Below are 15175 nucleotides of genomic sequence, written 5' to 3' on the forward strand. Positions count from 1 at the left end.
CGGTGGGTTCGTTGACTACGCCTGTTGTCAACCTTAGCCTGACAACGGGTGTAGTCACTTTGCCCGACACGGTGAGGAGAACGATGATGAATACCGGCCCGGTGCCGCTCGGCCCGGAATCACTCACGTGGAAGTACTTCGGTGACTGGCGGGGCCTGCTCATCGCGCTCTGGGCGGGCTCGATGCAGAACATGCATCCCGGACTCGGCGCGGGGGTGGAGCAGCACTCGCGGTTCTTCGAGGAGCGATGGCAGCGGCTTTTCCGTTCCCTGTACCCGATCGGTGGCGTTGTCTACGACGGGCCGCGGGCGCACGAGACGGCACTGCAGGTCCGGGGCTACCACGAGACGATCAAGGGCGTGGACGCACAGGGGCGGCGCTACCACGCGCTCGACCCGGACACCTACTACTGGGCCCACGCCACCTTTTTCGTGAGCACCCTGCTCATCGCGGAGAACTTCATGGGCGGGCTCACCGAAACCCAGCGGCGGCAGCTGTTCGACGAGCACGTGCAGTGGTACCGCATGTACGACATGAGCATGCGGCCCGTGCCCGAGACGTGGGAGGACTTCCAGCGGTACTGGCACCGGATGTGCACCGAGGTGCTGGAGGACAACAAGGCGACCAGGGACGTGCTGGAGATCGACGACCTGGCGAAACCGGCCTACCTGCCCTGGCTGCCGGGGGCCGTCTGGCGGCTGGTCCGTCCCGCCGTCGCGCGCGGCTTCGTCTGGCTCACCGTGGGCATGTACGACCCCCCGGTGCGTGATCTGCTCGGTTACCGCTGGACGAACCGGGACCGGTGGCTGCACCGGCTGGTGGGCAGGGTGATCAACGCCGGATTCAGTCTCGTCCCACGAGAACGCAGATACCACCCGCGGGCCAGGGCGGGCTGGCGCAGGGCAGCGGGAAAGGTGCCCGCCGACGCGCCGCTGGTCGAGACCCCCGCCCGGAACCTTCCGCCGCGCGAGCGCAGGAGCAGCCCCACCCATTACGCGCCGGATGTCGACTCAGTGGACGTCACGGGCCCGGCTGACAGGGCTCGTTGACCGGGGCAAGATCAGCTACGTTCGATCCACTCGTCTTCTCCGTCACCGCAGGAGGTCAACGTGAAGCTCGGCTACCACCTCGGCTACTGGTCGTCCGGACCTCCTGCCGGAGCTCTGGAGGCGATCGTGCGGGCGGAGGAGCTCGGGTTCGACTCCGTGTGGACCGCGGAGGGGTACGGCTCGGACGCCTTCACCCCGCTGGCCTGGTGGGGAGCGTCCACCTCGCGAATCCGGCTCGGGACCAACATCGTGCAGATGTCGGCCCGTACGCCCACGGCCACCGCGATGACCGCGATGACCCTGGACCATCTCAGCGGCGGCCGGTTCGTGCTCGGCCTCGGCGCTTCCGGGCCGCAGGTCGTGGAGGGCTGGTACGGCCAGCCCTACGCCCGCCCGCTGGCGCGCACCCGCGAGTACGTGGACATCGTGCGCAAGGTCGTCGCACGGGAACGGCCGGTGACGCACGAGGGCGACTTCTTCTCGCTGCCGCTGGCCGGTGGGACGGGCCTGGGCAAGCCGCTCAAGTCGACCGTGCACCCGCTGCGCTCGCATATCCCGATTCACCTAGCCGCCGAGGGGCCGAAGAACGTCGCGCTCGCCGCCGAGATCTGTGACGGCTGGCTGCCGCTGTTCTTCTCGCCGAAGAGCGACGCGTTCTACCGGACCGCGCTGGCCGAGGGTTTCGCGCGCAGGCCGGAGCAGGCGCAGCCGGAACACTTCGAGGTCGCGGCCTCGGTCCCGGTGATCGTGCACGACGATGTCGAGCACGCCGCCGCGCTCATCAAGCCGTCGCTCGCCCTGTACATCGGCGGGATGGGTGCGAAGGGGGTCAACTTCCACCACGACGTCTTCGCGCGGATGGGCTACGAGGAGGTCGCGGACACCGTGCAGGAGCACTACCTCGCGGGCCGCAAGGAGGACGCCGTCGCGGCGATTCCCACCAGCCTGGTCGAGGACACCTCGCTGATCGGTCCGGCGGAGAAGATCAGGGAGGAACTGTCCGCCTGGGAGGAGACGGTGGTGACGACGCTGCTCGTCCGGGGTGACGCCGCGACGCTGCAGTCGGTCGCCGAGGTGCTGTCTGCGTCATCGTGAGAACCGGGACTTGTGCATGTGGGCTCGGTTTTCGGCTGCTCTGTCAGACGGCACGCGACGGACGGATACCCTCATCGCGATCATGCGTGTGATCTCGCACTGATGAGGAGGACCCCGTGGCCGAGTTGACCACCCGGACCCGGCTCGGCTATTCGTTCGGCTCCTTCGTCACCGGTGCGTTCGGCACGGTGCCGGGACTGCTGCTGTTGCCGTACCTGACCGACACGATGGCCGTTCCGGCCGCGCTGGCCGGGGCCATCGTGCTGCTGCCGAAGGCCTGGGACGTGCTGTTCAATCCGGTCGCGGGCCGGATCTCCGACGCGGCCCGCCTCAAACACGGCAGCAGGCGGCGTTTCCTGCTGTACGGCGGAATCGGCGTCGCACTCTGCTTCGCGGCGTTGTTCGCCCATCCCGGCTTCGGATCCGTGTCCGCGGACGCGGCCTACGTCGTGGTGGTGTTCTTCCTGTGTGCCACCGCGTTCGCGTTCTTCCAGGTCCCCTACAACGCGCTGCCGGCCGAGATTACCGACGTCTACAACGAACGCACCCGGCTGACGAGCTGGCGGATCGCGGTACTGGCGCTGGCGATCCTGGTCTCCGGTGCTGGTGCTCCGGCGATCACCGACGCCGTCGGCGGGGTGCCCGGCTACCGGGTCATGGGCATCGCGGTGGCCGGGCTGATGGTCGCAGGCACCATCGCGGTCTTCTTCGGGCTGCGCGGGGCGTCGGTCGGCGAGTTGCGCGGATCGACCCCCCGCCTGCGGGAGCTGGTCGCGACCATGCGGGCCTGGAAGCCGTTCCGGTGGCTGCTCGCGGTGTACTTCGTCCAGGCGCTGGGGGTCGGCACGCTGCTCGCGGGCGTCGTCTACGTGGCGCGGTACGTCCTCGACGACAGCGGGATGCAGTCGCTGCTGTTCGCCGGTTTCGTCGGCCCTGCCCTGCTGGTGATGCCGCTGTGGAACCGGCTGGGGCAACGGGGCGGGAAGCTGCTCGGGTTCCGCGTCGCGTCCGTGGCGTTCGGTGTCGCCCTGCTGGGGCTGATCGGGGCACGGGTGCTGCCCGTGCCGGTCGTGTTCGCATTCGTGGCACTGGCAGGCGTGGGATACGCCGGGATCCAGGTGTTCCCGCTGGCGATCCTGCCGGACCTGATCTCGGCGGAGGAGGAACGAACGGGGGAGACCAGGGCCGGTATCGCCGCCGGGGTCTGGACCGCGGCGGAAACCCTCGGCCTCGCACTCGGACCGGGACTGTTCGGGCTGGTGCTGACCTTCGGTGGCTACGTGTCCACGGAAGGCTCGACCACGGTGGCCCAACCGGACAGCGCGGTGGCCGCGATCGTACTGGGCTTCTCGGCGATCCCCGCGGTGCTGATCCTGCTCGGGATCCCCCTGTTGCGCCGCAGCGTGCTGGACGGAAGCAGGCAGCGAAGTCGAGTGTTGGAGGGCCGGTCATGACCCCGCTTCCGCCACACGGCCAGGACGCGTCGGCCGTGCTCGCCGAACTGCGCGAGCGGCGCGCGGGTGATCTGCCGACCCATGGCGGGCGGACGCTGGCCTACGTCTACGACAGCGGGCTCGCCGAGATCGACGAGCTGGCCGCGGCCGCGCACGCGTTGGCATCCTCGGCGAACGGGCTCGACCCGACGGCGTTCCCGAGCCTGGCATCGATGGAGAACGATCTGGTGTCCGCCGCGGCCGGGTTGCTCGGTGGCACGGCCGCGACGGTCGGCTCGGTGACGTCGGGCGGCACGGAGTCCTGCCTGCTCGCGGTGCTCGCCGCCCGCAACGCCAGACCCGACATCGACCGGCCCTCCCTCGTTCTGCCCGCGACCGCGCACGCAGCGTTCCACAAGGCCGCCCACTACTTCGGCGTCCGAGCGGTCACGGTGCCGGTGGACCCGCGCACCTTCCGTGCCGACCCTGCGGCCATGGCCGCCGCCGTGGGCCCCGACACCGTCCTGGTCGTCGCGAGCGCGCCGTCCTACGCGCATGGCGTCGTGGATCCGCTCGCCCCGATCGCCGCCGCGGCGGCGCAGCGCGGTGTCCGGATGCATGTGGACGCCTGTATCGGCGGTTGGGTGCTGCCGTACCTGCGCAGGCTCGGGGCCGACGTGCCCGACTTCGGCTTCGGCGTCGAGGGCGTCACGAGCATCTCGGTGGATCTGCACAAGTACGCGTACTGTCCGAAGGGCGTTTCCGTGCTGCTGCACGCCGACGCGGACCTGCGGCGCGCCCAGTACTTCGCCAGCGCGGACTGGCCGGGCTACACGATGCTCAACACGACGTTGCAGTCCACCCGTTCCGGCGGCCCGCTCGCCGCGGCGTGGGCGGTCCTGCGACACATCGGCGACGACGGCTACCTCGGTCTCGCCGAGCGCACGGCGAAAGCGACGGCGACGCTGCGCAGCGGTATCGAGCAGGTGCCGGGACTGCGGATCCTCGGCGACCCGGACGCCACGTTGCTGGCCGTGACGACCGAGGAGGCCGCGGGCTTCGACGTGTTCACCGTGGCCGACGAGATGCGGGTACGCGGCTGGTACGTGCAGCCGCAGTTCGCACACGCGTCATCCCCGGTGAACCTGCACCTCACGGTCACCGCGGCGAACCGGGGCAATGAACAGCGGTTCCTCGACGACCTGCGTGCCGCTGTCGACGCCGCCCGCTCCGCCGGGCCGGTCACCATCGACGACGGCCTGGTCGCGTTGCTGGCCGAACTCGATCCGGAGCAGCTGACCGGAGAGCAGTTCGCGGGCCTGCTGGCCGGTGCGGGACTTGGCCCCGGCGGGGGACTGCCGGAACGGATGGCGGAGATCAACGCGCTGCTGAGCGTCGCACCACCCGGGTTGCGCGAGCGGCTGCTGCTGGAGTTCCTCGGCCTGCTCTACCGGCCGGAGGAGTGACATCGGTTCAGGGGTTGGTACTACCGAGGAGGACATCTGATGCGCAGCGTGACCTATTCGATGAACGTCTCACTTGACGGCTACATCGTGGGCCCTGACGGCGAATTCAACTGGACGGCGCCCGACGAGGAGGTCTTCCGCTTCACCACCGACGAGACTCGGGAGGTCGGCGTATACCTGTTGGGACGACGACTGTACGAGACGATGTTGTACTGGGAGACCGTCGACCAAAATCCGTCGCTCGACTTCTCAACGCTCGAGTGGGCCGCGATCTGGAAGCCGCTTCCCAAAGTGGTGTTCTCCACCACGCTGTCGGCGGTGCAGGGCAATGCCCGGCTGGCCTCCGGCGGTCTGGCTGAGGAGATCGAGCGATTGCGGGCCGAGCCGGGGGAGGGCGACATCGCGATCGGCGGTGCGACTCTCGCCGCCGAGGCTGCCGCGTTGGGTCTGATCGACGAGTACCGGGCCAAGGTCCATCCGGTGCTGGTTGGCGGTGGCGTTCCGTTCTTTCCTCAGCGCGAGCGCCGGGTGGATCTCGAACTCGTCGAGACCCGCACCTTCAACTCGAAAGTCGTCTACCTCCGCTACCGCGTGGCGCGCTAGCCGGGGTTGGGTGTGGGGCGTGTGGTCGTGGTCGGGGTATGTCCGGTGTGGACTGTGCGGGTTTTGGTTCGGTGATCGGCTGGATGGTTTTGGTGTAGGTGCGTCCGGTGGGGGTGGTGATGGTTGACGTCCCGCTGCCGGGATGGTGTGTGAGTGTCCAGCCGGGTTGGTCTTTGCGGTAGTGGTCTCGTTCGCATTTGGCGCCGCCGTTGGTGTCGGAGGTGATTCCGAGATCGCCCCACTCCTGCAGGTGGTCGAAGTCGCACCGCTGCGCCGGGCGGTGACAGCCGGGTGTGGCGCACTCGCGGTCGCGGGCGGCGACGAAGTCGCGCAGGAACGCCGACGGTCTTCGACGGGTGCGTCCGAGGTCGCGCACCGCACCCGATGCCGGGTCGGTGAGGACCTTGCGGATCATGCTGTTCGGGTTGGTCATGATCTCCCGCGCGATGGCCGCTGGGAGGGGACCATAGCCGGCGAGTTCGCAGCCGGTGTCGGACATGGTCAGGGCGGTGTCGATGGGCATGTGCAGGAACACCACCGCGGCTGCTCGGGGTGCTCCGGCACCGGGATCCTGGCCGAGCAGCAGCGCGGCATACACGTCCGCGCGGAGTTGTTCCAGGCTCCTGTGGTCCCCGCCGTTGCGTAGTCGTCGCGCCATGGCGTCGACCCGGGCATATGCCGAGGCCGCCACCTCGGCGGGGAGATCCGCCGACAGGGTCGCCATGCCGTTGTCCTGCGGCGTCAGCACCACCTTGCGGCCCGCACGGGCTTTGCGGGCCCGGGTACTCTGCCCGTCGGGGTCGACGTTCTCCACCAAACGCCGAGTCGCGCGAACCAAGGAATACGGGTCGGTGAACTGTAGCCGCCCCGACACGAGTTTCGCCGCGAGCAACTCGTCCACCTGGCGGGCCTGTGAGTTGTCGAGCATCGCGGTCGCCTCGACAATCTTCCCGGCCGGAAAGCCCTCGATGTCCCCGGCGTCCATCGCTGCCAACAACAGTGGCATCCGGTGCACCAGATCGGTGCCCCGGGCGATCCGGGTCGCGGCGGCGGTCTCGGAGATCCGTGCCTCCAGCGCCACTTCCTTCGCCACCGACGAATCCCGGCCCCGCACGGCGGCCAGGCGGGCCACCGCCCGCGCCTCGGCGGCGTCCGCCCGCGCCCGCAACCGTCGCGCGGCGGCCACCGCCTCCACCGCACCATCGGCATCCAACACGGCGAAGTCCTCAGCGGTACAGGTCAACAACCGCCGGTCGGCCCACTGCTGCTCGGTCAACGGCACCGGACGCACGAGATCAGCGGGCAGGAACAGAGCCCCCGCCACGCTGCTGACCTCGACGAATGCCGTCATAGGGCAATTCTATCGAACAAATGTTCTAGCATGGTGGCGCGGGTGTCGAACCACCCGAAGGAGAACAACAGTCAGGAACCCGACAACTGACAGTGACGGTCCATCGGCATGAGTACGTTCCAGGGCGAAGGTGGCAAACGCGGCTAGGGCACCGTGCCGGTTCGCCACTCGTCTCCGGAGTCGGCCAGGCCTGGGCTGGCAGGAGGCACTCAGACTCCCGCAAACCCGAACGCATCCATGCGCGAACCCGCATGGGTGAATACCCCTGCCCGATGCCCGGCCCGGTGTTAGCTTCCGGCCATGACCTCAACGACCGCGCACCAGCAGCACATCGACCACGACCACGCGCACGGCGAGGGGTGCGGACACGTGGCGGTCCCGCACGGCGACCACGTCGACTACGCGCACGACGGCCACCTGCACCGGGTGCACGACGATCACGTCGACGAGTGCGAGCCCTCCGGGCACACCACACACGACAGTCACGAGCACACCCACGGGGAGGGGTGTGGGCATGTGGCGGTGCCCCACGGGAGCCACGTCGACTACGTCCACGACGGGCACCGCCACGCCTCACACGGCGACCACTACGACGAGCACTGAATCCCGCCTCCCGCCGCAACAGCGGACACGACCGCTTCGTCGTGATCATGGACGTGCACGACGTCCCACTCCGGGAACGGGTCGGCCGCTGCCCGCCAGTCCATTCCGGACTCGGCCTCGGTGAGCAGGCAGCCATCGAGCTCCGCCCGCAACGCGGGGGCGTCGAGCCGCGTCCCGATGAAGACCAACTCCTGGAGGGTGGTCCCGCCGGCGCCCTGTGGCTCGAACCTCGCAACCGAACCCGCCTGTGACCACAACCCGGTCACCGACGGCCGCGTCGCCAGGGTGAAGAACCCCTTCGAACGCAGGACAGTGCCGAACGCACCTGAGTCGAGCCGGGACGACACGAACTCCCACAGCCTGCCCGGATGGAAGTAACGCCCGTCGCGGAAGACCAGGCTGGAAATGCCGTACTCCTCGGTTTCCGGCACGTGGTCGCCGTTCAGTTCGGCGACCCAGCCCGCGGCCTCCTGTGCCCGCAGGACGTCGTACCGGCCCGTTCCGAGCAGACGGTCCTGTGGGACCCGCCCGAACGTGCTGTGCACGACCTCCGCCGCCGGGTTCAGCCTGCGCAGTGTCGCGGTCAGCCGATCCAGTTCGGCCGGGCCGATCAGGTCGGTCTTGTTCACCAGCAGCACGTCGGCGAACTCGATCTGGTCCATCAGCAGGTCGCTGACCGTCCGCTCGTCCCCGTCGTACTGGTCGAGGCCGCGCTCGGTGAGCGCGTCTCCCGCGGCGAGTTCCCTGCCGAAGTTCGCCGCGTCCACAACCGTGACCATCGTGTCCAGTCGTGCGTCCGGCAGGAGGACCACGCCGTCGTCCCCGGCGAAGGAGAACGTCGCCGCGACCGGCATGGGTTCGGAGATCCCACTCGACTCGATGAGCAGGTAGTCGAACCGGTCCTGGTCGCACAGCCGGGCGACTTCGGCGAGCAGGTCGTCCCGCAACGTGCAGCAGATGCAGCCGTTGGTGAGTTCGACAAGCCGCTCCTCGGTCCGCGAGAGTTCGCTGCCGTCGCGGACCAGGGCCGCGTCGATGTTGACCTCACTCATGTCGTTCACGATGACCGCGACACGCAGACCCTCCCGGCCGGCCAGCACCTCGTTGAGGACGGTGGTCTTGCCGGCGCCGAGGAAGCCGGACAGCACCGTGACGGGCAGCGTCACCGGTCCCGCTCGAACCGATGGAAGTGCTTGATCAGCGACCTCGGCACGAGTTTGCGTTCGCCGTCAACGGTGATCGGCACCAGATCGGGCGCGGACGCCTTCCACTGCGACCGGCGCGACCGGGTGTTGCCGCGCGACATCCTGCGCTTGGGCACGGCCATCAGTTGTTCCCTCCCCGGCCCGCGCGCTGCCCGTAACGGCGGTGGAACTTCTCGACCTGGCCCGCGGTGTCCATCACGCGGCGGGTACCGGTCCAGAAGGGGTGCGACGCGGAGCTGACGTCGACCTGGATGAGCGGGTAGGTGTTGCCGTCCTCCCATTCGATCGTGCGTTCGGAGGTGATGGTCGACCGGGTGAGGAACGCATCTCCTGTGGAGGAGTCCTGGAACACCACGGGGTGGTAGTCGGGGTGGATGCCGGGTTTCATCGTGTGTCGTCCTTTCGTGGTTGGGCACTCACGTCGTGTCGGTCGGGGGAGACCTCGGTGTCGTCGCAGGGTTCCTCGTGCCAGGAACCGAACGGATCGGGATAGTGCCGCCAGGCCGCGCGGCCCTCGGCGAGTTCGGCGTCGGTGAGCAGAGCGCCGCGCAGGGCCGCCTCGATCTCCTCGGGCGTCGCCTGATGGGTGAGCACGACGAGTTCCTGTGCCCGGTCGCCGAAGTCGGGGTGCCAGCGCAGGGAGGCCATCGTCCTGCGCTCGGGCGACACCTCGTCCCACGCCGGCCCCTCCGGGGAATCCAGCCAGGGACCGGCGTGCCCGATACCGAGCCCGCCGCCTGCCGACTCGATCCAGAAGGCGACATCGGGCTGACTCGCGACCCATGCCCTGCCCCTGGTCCGCACGACCCCGTCGAGCAGGACGTCGATGGCGTCGTGCAGCCGGTCCGGGTGGAACGGGCGGCGCGCGGTGAAGGTGAGCAGCTCGACACCGCAGTCCGGGACCAAGGGTGGTTCGCCGGTGAGCAGCGGGCCGTGCATGTCGGTGACCTCGCCACGCCGGGCCGCGGCCGGGATCGACGCCCGCAGCGCCGCGGAGTCGAGGCCGGACAGCTCGACCCTGGCCGCTGCGGGGGCGACGCGGTCGAGCACGGCGCCGGTCTTCGCTTCGGTCCAGGCGTCGGCGGCCCCGCCCGTGAGCACCAGGACGTCGGCGAACTCGACCTGGGACAGCGCGACCTGGGCGACGGTCCGCTCGTCCTCCGGACTGGCGCGCAGACCGCGTTCCTCGAGGATGTCCTCACCCGTGGCGTCGGCGAACCAGGTGCTCCTGTCGACCACGGTGACCACGGCCTCGAGATCGACGTCGGTGATCACGGGCTGGTCGCCGACCAGCACGTTGTGCAGCGCCCAGCTCACGGGCTCGGGCTCCATCGCCTCGTCGAGGCGGACCACGATCCGCTCGACCTCGGGCATCCGGCTGAGTCTGCGCAGCAGGGGGAGCAAATCCTCCCGCAGGGTGCAGGACACGCACCCGTGCGCGAGTTCGAGGGCGCTGAGCTGGTCGCGGGCGCCGAGCTGCAACCTCCGCCGGACCACGCCGGAGGTGATGTGGCGCAGGTCGTGGTGCACCACCGCCGTACCCGGCTCGTGAGCGCGGAGGGTGTCCGCGAGCTGCGAGCCCGGCCCGGGGGAGAGGCCGCTGATGAGCAGGAGTGGCACACGGGGACGTTCTGACACGAGAGCTCCACTGGACCCGGTCGGGTCATCGATCGCTGGTACGGACAGCTGTGTACAGTAGATGAAAATGACATTCAATACCAATTAGGAGGGCGTGTGTCAGCCGTGTGCCAGGTCACCGGTCGCAAACCGGGGTACGGCAAGCAGGTTTCGCACTCGCACAAGCGGACGTCGCGGCGCTGGGAGCCGAACCTGCAGACCCGCAGGTACTGGGTGCCCAGCGAAGGCCGCCATGTCCGGTTGCGTGTGTCGGTGAAAGGGATGAAGACCATCGACAGGCGGGGGATCGACGCCGTCGTCGCGGGCCTCCGCGCACGGGGGGTGAAGCTCTAGATGGCACGCGGTAACGACATCCGTCCGATCATCAAGCTCCGCTCCACCGCGGGTACCGGCTTCACCTACGTGACCAGGAAGAACCGCCGCAACGACCCGGACCGGATGGTGCTGCGCAAGTACGACCCGGTGGTCCGCAGGCACGTCGAGTTCAAGGAGGACCGCTGATGGCCAAGAAGTCCAAGATCGCCAAGAACGAGCAGCGCAGGGTGGTCGTCGCCCGCCACGCCGGACGCAGGGCGGAGTTGAAGAAGATCATCTCCTCGCCTGCCTCCAGTGGCGAGGAGAAGGCCGCGGCGGTGTCCGCGCTGCAGGCACTGCCACGCGACTCCAGCCCCACCAGGATCCGGAACAGGGATGTGGCCGACGGGCGCCCGCGCGGCTACTTCCGGGACTTCGGGCTCTCCCGGATCCGATTGCGGCAGATGGCGCACAACGGCGAACTGCCCGGCGTGACCAAGTCGAGCTGGTGAGGGGGCAGGGCATGGCGAAGATCACCAGGGAGCGTCCCGGCAAGCGCAAGCGGAACCTGCTGAAGGCAGAGCGGGTCGCCGAGGTCGACTGGAAGGACGTCGACCTGCTGCGCAAGTTCATCTCGGACCGGGGCAAGATCCGGGCACGGCGAGTCACCGGCCTGACGCCCCAGCAACAGAAGCAGGTGGCCGTGGCGATCAAGAACGCGCGCGAGATGGCGCTGCTGCCCTATCCGAACGGCAGGCGCGGGTAGGACATGCGGCACGTGCCGGTTGTGTGAAAATCGCGCCACGACGGAGACCGCGCCGGACCAGGAACCCGACCCCGAGCTGCTCCAGCTGTGGTCGAAGGTTTTCGGTTTCGCCCGTGCGGGTGAGGCCGCGACCCTGGCCGCCTACGTGGGAAGCGGGGATATCGGCGAACCTCACCAACGAGAAGGGTGGCACCCTGGTGATGCTCGCCGCATATCACGGGCACGCGAAGCCGGCCGAGGACAGAGCCGCGTTGCTGGAGCGCGGATCCGACCCCGACCGGCTCAACGACCGGGGGCAGAGCCCGCTGGCCTGCGCGGTCTTCAAGAACGAGCCAGATGTGGTGAAGACGCTGGTCAAGGCGGGTGCGGATCCGGCAGCCGGGCAGCCGACGGCGATCGAGACCGCTCGGATGTTCGACAACGCCGAGATGCTCGCGCTGCTGCAACCCTGATCGAAAGGCGGGAAAGGCCGGGCGGCATGCTTGGCGGCATGGTTGCCGCACCGGACCCCCACTACCTCGTCGGACTCGACCTCGCAGGGCGCAGGGTCGTAGTGATCGGGGGTGGCACTGTCGCCCAGCGGCGGTTGCCCAGACTGGTCAGCGCGGGCGCCGTGGTGCAGCTCATCTCGCCGGAGACGACGCCCTCGGTCAGTGGCATGGCCGACGCGGGGGAGATCACCTGGGTGGAGCGTCCGTACCGCGAGGGCGACCTCGACGGAGCCTGGTACGCCCTCGCCTGCACCGACGATCCAGAGGTGAACGCGGCCGTGTGCGCGGAGGCCGAGCGGGCTCGGGTGTTCTGTGTCCGCGCGGACGCCGGCATCGAGGGCAGTGCGGTCACCCCGGCCAGCGGCGGGCACGACGGACTCTTGGTCGGCGTGCTCTCCGGCGGTACCCCGCGTCGCTCGGCCGCGGTGCGCGACGGTCTGCTGGACGCGCTGCGTGTGGGCACCGTGGCCGACCCCGGCGAGGACCTCGACGAGGGTGGTGAGCCGGCCGGAGTCGCGCTGGTCGGCGGTGGTCCCGGCGATCCGGAGCTGATCACGGTCCGTGGCCGCAGGCTGCTGGCCCGCGCCGACGTGGTCGTGGCCGACCGCCTCGGACCGCGTGACCTGCTCGACGAACTCGCGCCGCACGTCGAAATCGTGGACGCCGCCAAGATCCCCTACGGCAGGGCGGCGAGTCAGGACGTGATCAACAGCACCCTCATCGACCGGGCGAGGGCGGGCAAGTTCGTCGTCCGGCTCAAGGGCGGCGACCCGTATGTGTTCGGCAGGGGGTTCGAGGAGGTGCTGGCCTGCGCGGAGGCGGGTGTGCCGGTGCGGATCGTGCCGGGCATCACCAGTGCCTTCGCGGTACCCGCCGTCGCCGACGTCCCGGTGACCCACCGGGGCGTGGCGCATGAGGTGGTGGTCGTGTCCGGCCACGTGCCGCCGGGACACGAGCAGTCACTGGTGGACTGGGAAGCGCTCGGCAGGCTGCGCGGCACCCTGGTGCTGATGATGGGAGTCGAGCGCATCGCCCAGTTCGCCGACGCCCTGCTCGCGGGCGGACGTCCGGGTGCGACCCCCGTCGCGATCATTCAGGACGGCACGATGCGCACCCAGAAGGTGCTGCGGTCGTCTCTCGACGCCGTCGCAAGGGACGCGGCGCAGGCGGGTGTCCGCCCGCCCGCCGTCACCGTGATCGGGCCGGTCGCCGGAATCGCCCCGGAATCGGCGCTCCCGCTCACGGGTGGGCGCAACAACGACGGATGAACGCGGTGATGGATTCGGTCAGCCTGCCCGGGTCCAGCCGTAGCTCCACGGGGCTGCGCGCCTCCACGAACTCCGCGTCGGGCAGATCGGCCGCGAGGGAGTCGGCGTCGCCGAACGGGTGGATGGGATCGCGCTGGTGCCCCACCACGAGCGCGGGGACCTCGATGGTTCTGCGCACCGACTTCGGCGGGGCGATCCGGCCGAACAACACCCCGTGGATCAGGGCCGCCATCGACGCGGGCTCCTGGTCCAGGGTGTCGGTGACGACGTCCACCCACTGGTTGCCGTGTGGCACGCGGTGCGCGAGTGCCGCGACCGCCCGCACGGAGATCGGGACGAACCGCGCGGCGAACAGCAGCGGTGCGAAGGTGAGCAGGCCGGCCACGATGGCGTTGTCCAGCACCGGCATCTCCACGACGACCCCCTTGGCACGCTCCGGTGCGCGCACCGCGACCTCGAGCGCCACATTCGCCCCGAGCGAGGTTCCCCCGACCACGGCCTGCTCGATCCCGAGGTGGTCGAGCAGGCCGATCGTCTGCTCCGCGAACGCCGGCATCGAGTAGCGCCAGGACTCTCTGGGCCGGTCGGAATCCCCGTGGCCGAGCAGATCGAGGGTCACGACGCGGTACCCGGAGCGGGCCAGTGCGCGAGCCAGCGGGGCGTGCATCCTCCGGGTGAACATGATGCCGTGGGTCAGCACCACGGCATGTTCGCCGGAGCCGTACTCGGTGTAGGCGAGGCGGTGGCCGTCGTGGATGAACGATCCGGCGAGTTCGATCGGCTGGGAGCGACGTCCCGGTGGCTCCTGGGCGGTGGGCGGAGAGGGTTCGGTGTGTGCGGTCGCAGCGGCGGACGAAACCATGGTCGCGAGGTCCTTCCGTCTTCGAGCGGTCGCGTGCGGGGCGGGTCCGCCGGCGCTGTCGCGGTGGCGAGCCCTGCACAGTGTCGCAAGAGGTACCCACGGTCCCGGCTCGATCCGGGGGCAGATCACGTCTCGCTCGCGCAACAGTTGCGCATAATCCTCACCGGCTGGCAGGTTGCCAACGAGATGGTCCATGATGACGCGCATGACTCATACCGCCGACGTTCCCGACAATCTCGTCGCGCTGAAGGTGCAACGTTCCGGTCACGTCGCCGAGGTGACCCTGCTCGGCCCGGCGAAGGGCAACGCGATGGGTCCGGACTTCTGGCGGGAGCTTCCGCTGGTGTTCCACGCCCTCGACGCCGACCCGGAGGTCAGGGCGATCGTGCTGACCGGCAGTGGAAAGCACTTCTCCTACGGGCTCGACCTGCCCGCGATGCTGCCGTCCTGGTCGGAATACCTCGGCGGGGACGCGCTGGCCGGGCCGAGAACGGCCTTTCTCAAGGAGATCCGGTCGCTGCAGGATTCGGTCAGCTCGCTGGCCGAGATCACCACGCCGGTCATCGCGGCCGTCTCCGGCTGGTGCATCGGTGGCGGGATCGACGTGATCAGTGCCGCTGACATCCGACTGGCCAGTTCCGACGCCAAGTTCAGTGTGCGCGAGGTGCGGGTCGCGATCGTCGCCGACCTCGGCAGCCTGCAGCGCCTCGGGGCGATCGTCGGCGAGGGACACCTGCGGGAGCTGGCACTGACCGGCAAGGACATCGACGCGCAGCGCGCCGAGCGAATCGGCCTGGTCAACGACGTCTACCCGGACCAGGAGTCCTTGCTGACCGCGGCGCGTGAGATGGCGGCGGAGATCGCGCGGAACCCGCCGTTGGTGGTGCGCGGTGTGAAGGACGTGCTGTCGGAGAACCACCGTGCCCGGGTCGAGGCCGGTCTGCGGTACGTGTCCACTTGGAACGCCGCTTTCCTGCCCAGCAAGGACCTTGGCGAGGCAGTGCAGGCGTTCATGGAGCGCAGGGGCCCGGAATTCTCGGGGGAGTAACGT

General features: G+C 69.3%; 18 protein-coding genes and 1 pseudogene. 13 read left to right on the forward strand and 6 right to left on the reverse strand.

Going from position 1 to position 15175, the window contains the following annotated elements; translation table 11 throughout:
- Positions 1-86: 86 nt before the first annotated feature.
- The 5 genes from BM199_RS26955 (at position 87) to BM199_RS26975 (ending at position 5646) form a co-directional block, all read left to right on the forward strand.
- Positions 87-1049, forward strand: coding sequence for an oxygenase MpaB family protein (locus BM199_RS26955; protein ID WP_091677358.1), 963 nt, complete (start codon positions 87-89; stop codon positions 1047-1049).
- A 60-nt stretch (positions 1050-1109) separates the two neighbouring features.
- Positions 1110-2144 carry an LLM class F420-dependent oxidoreductase gene (locus BM199_RS26960; protein ID WP_091677185.1) on the forward strand — a complete coding sequence of 345 codons (1035 nt, stop codon included), beginning with the start codon at positions 1110-1112 and terminating at the stop codon, positions 2142-2144.
- A gap of 116 nt (positions 2145-2260) precedes the next feature.
- Complete coding sequence (locus BM199_RS26965) at positions 2261-3598, forward strand: MFS transporter (protein WP_091677188.1); 1338 nt, start codon at positions 2261-2263, stop codon at positions 3596-3598.
- Entirely contained in the window at positions 3595-5043 is a 1449-nt protein-coding gene (locus BM199_RS26970; RefSeq protein ID WP_091677190.1) for a pyridoxal phosphate-dependent decarboxylase family protein, read from the forward strand. Before BM199_RS26965 ends, BM199_RS26970 begins: the two co-directional genes overlap by 4 nt.
- A 39-nt stretch (positions 5044-5082) precedes the next feature.
- Positions 5083-5646 (forward strand): dihydrofolate reductase family protein, encoded by a 564-nt coding sequence (locus BM199_RS26975; RefSeq protein WP_091677193.1) that lies wholly within the window; start codon positions 5083-5085, stop codon positions 5644-5646.
- On the opposite strand, the gene BM199_RS26980 is transcribed toward BM199_RS26975, so the two are convergent.
- A complete protein-coding gene (locus BM199_RS26980; RefSeq protein ID WP_091677195.1) occupies positions 5603-6997 on the reverse strand; it encodes a DUF222 domain-containing protein in 1395 nt (464 codons plus the stop codon). The two genes, BM199_RS26975 and BM199_RS26980, sit on opposite strands and share 44 nt — an antisense overlap.
- A gap of 300 nt (positions 6998-7297) precedes the next feature.
- Here BM199_RS26980 and BM199_RS26985 point away from each other — a divergent pair, with 300 nt between their 5' ends.
- Positions 7298-7600, forward strand: coding sequence for a hypothetical protein (locus tag BM199_RS26985; protein ID WP_091677197.1), 303 nt, complete (start codon positions 7298-7300; stop codon positions 7598-7600).
- Here the strand turns inward: BM199_RS26985 and BM199_RS26990 are convergent.
- The 4 genes from BM199_RS26990 to mrf are packed head-to-tail and all read right to left on the reverse strand — an operon-like array spanning position 7585 to position 10443.
- A complete protein-coding gene (locus tag BM199_RS26990; protein ID WP_091677200.1) occupies positions 7585-8766 on the reverse strand; it encodes a GTP-binding protein in 1182 nt (393 codons plus the stop codon). The genes BM199_RS26985 and BM199_RS26990 overlap by 16 nt on opposite strands.
- Positions 8763-8927: a 50S ribosomal protein L32 gene (rpmF, locus tag BM199_RS26995; protein ID WP_091677203.1), complete on the reverse strand. Its 165-nt coding sequence runs from the start codon at positions 8925-8927 to the stop codon at positions 8763-8765. Before rpmF ends, BM199_RS26990 begins: the two co-directional genes overlap by 4 nt.
- The gene (locus BM199_RS27000) at positions 8927-9193 is read right to left on the reverse strand and encodes a type B 50S ribosomal protein L31 (protein ID WP_091677206.1); all 267 of its coding nucleotides are present in this window, start codon (positions 9191-9193) and stop codon (positions 8927-8929) included. Before BM199_RS27000 ends, rpmF begins: the two co-directional genes overlap by 1 nt.
- Positions 9190-10443 carry a ribosome hibernation factor-recruiting GTPase MRF gene (mrf, locus tag BM199_RS27005; RefSeq protein ID WP_091677209.1) on the reverse strand — a complete coding sequence of 418 codons (1254 nt, stop codon included), beginning with the start codon at positions 10441-10443 and terminating at the stop codon, positions 9190-9192. The genes BM199_RS27000 and mrf overlap by 4 nt, the downstream gene beginning before the upstream one ends.
- Before the next feature lie 96 nt (positions 10444-10539).
- Between mrf and rpmB the strand changes: the two genes are divergently transcribed.
- The 6 genes and pseudogenes from rpmB (at position 10540) to cobA (ending at position 13262) form a co-directional block, all read left to right on the forward strand.
- On the forward strand, positions 10540-10776 hold the full coding sequence (rpmB, locus tag BM199_RS27010; protein WP_091677212.1) for a 50S ribosomal protein L28: 237 nt from the start codon (positions 10540-10542) through the stop codon (positions 10774-10776).
- Positions 10777-10944 (forward strand): 50S ribosomal protein L33, encoded by a 168-nt coding sequence (gene rpmG, locus BM199_RS27015; protein WP_091677214.1) that lies wholly within the window; start codon positions 10777-10779, stop codon positions 10942-10944.
- A complete protein-coding gene (gene rpsN / locus BM199_RS27020; RefSeq protein ID WP_091677215.1) occupies positions 10944-11249 on the forward strand; it encodes a 30S ribosomal protein S14 in 306 nt (101 codons plus the stop codon). Before rpmG ends, rpsN begins: the two co-directional genes overlap by 1 nt.
- An 11-nt stretch (positions 11250-11260) precedes the next feature.
- Entirely contained in the window at positions 11261-11503 is a 243-nt protein-coding gene (rpsR, locus tag BM199_RS27025; RefSeq protein ID WP_091677218.1) for a 30S ribosomal protein S18, read from the forward strand.
- Between the two features lie 19 nt (positions 11504-11522).
- A pseudogene (locus BM199_RS27030) lies at positions 11523-11955 on the forward strand (ankyrin repeat domain-containing protein).
- Positions 11956-11993: 38 nt separating this feature from the next.
- A complete protein-coding gene (gene cobA / locus BM199_RS27035; protein WP_091677221.1) occupies positions 11994-13262 on the forward strand; it encodes a uroporphyrinogen-III C-methyltransferase in 1269 nt (422 codons plus the stop codon).
- Here cobA and BM199_RS27040 read toward each other — a convergent pair.
- Positions 13234-14124 carry an alpha/beta fold hydrolase gene (locus BM199_RS27040; protein WP_091677361.1) on the reverse strand — a complete coding sequence of 297 codons (891 nt, stop codon included), beginning with the start codon at positions 14122-14124 and terminating at the stop codon, positions 13234-13236. The two genes, cobA and BM199_RS27040, sit on opposite strands and share 29 nt — an antisense overlap.
- 205 nt (positions 14125-14329) lie before the next feature.
- Between BM199_RS27040 and BM199_RS27045 the strand changes: the two genes are divergently transcribed.
- Positions 14330-15172, forward strand: a complete 843-nt coding sequence (locus BM199_RS27045; protein WP_091677224.1) for a crotonase/enoyl-CoA hydratase family protein — start codon at positions 14330-14332, stop codon at positions 15170-15172.
- Positions 15173-15175 lie beyond the last annotated feature (3 nt).

The organism is Amycolatopsis marina (genome assembly GCF_900111885.1).
Classification (GTDB): Bacteria; Actinomycetota; Actinomycetes; order Mycobacteriales; family Pseudonocardiaceae; genus Amycolatopsis; species Amycolatopsis marina.

Bases quoted from the DNA above. Each gene is read 5' to 3' on its own strand.
- BM199_RS26955 (WP_091677358.1), top strand. From the start codon at position 87: ATGAATACCGGCCCGGTGCCGCTCGGCCCGGAATCACTCACGTGGAAG.
- BM199_RS26970 (WP_091677190.1), top strand. From the start codon at position 3,595: ATGACCCCGCTTCCGCCACACGGCCAGGACGCGTCGGCCGTGCTCGCC.
- BM199_RS26975 (WP_091677193.1), top strand. From the start codon at position 5,083: ATGCGCAGCGTGACCTATTCGATGAACGTCTCACTTGACGGCTACATC.
- BM199_RS26980 (WP_091677195.1), bottom strand. From the start codon at position 6,997: ATGACGGCATTCGTCGAGGTCAGCAGCGTGGCGGGGGCTCTGTTCCTG.
- BM199_RS26985 (WP_091677197.1), top strand. From the start codon at position 7,298: ATGACCTCAACGACCGCGCACCAGCAGCACATCGACCACGACCACGCG.
- rpmF (WP_091677203.1), bottom strand. From the start codon at position 8,927: ATGGCCGTGCCCAAGCGCAGGATGTCGCGCGGCAACACCCGGTCGCGC.
- BM199_RS27000 (WP_091677206.1), bottom strand. From the start codon at position 9,193: ATGAAACCCGGCATCCACCCCGACTACCACCCCGTGGTGTTCCAGGAC.
- rpmG (WP_091677214.1), top strand. From the start codon at position 10,777: ATGGCACGCGGTAACGACATCCGTCCGATCATCAAGCTCCGCTCCACC.
- rpsN (WP_091677215.1), top strand. From the start codon at position 10,944: ATGGCCAAGAAGTCCAAGATCGCCAAGAACGAGCAGCGCAGGGTGGTC.
- rpsR (WP_091677218.1), top strand. From the start codon at position 11,261: ATGGCGAAGATCACCAGGGAGCGTCCCGGCAAGCGCAAGCGGAACCTG.
- cobA (WP_091677221.1), top strand. From the start codon at position 11,994: ATGGTTGCCGCACCGGACCCCCACTACCTCGTCGGACTCGACCTCGCA.
- BM199_RS27040 (WP_091677361.1), bottom strand. From the start codon at position 14,124: ATGGTTTCGTCCGCCGCTGCGACCGCACACACCGAACCCTCTCCGCCC.
- BM199_RS27045 (WP_091677224.1), top strand. From the start codon at position 14,330: ATGACTCATACCGCCGACGTTCCCGACAATCTCGTCGCGCTGAAGGTG.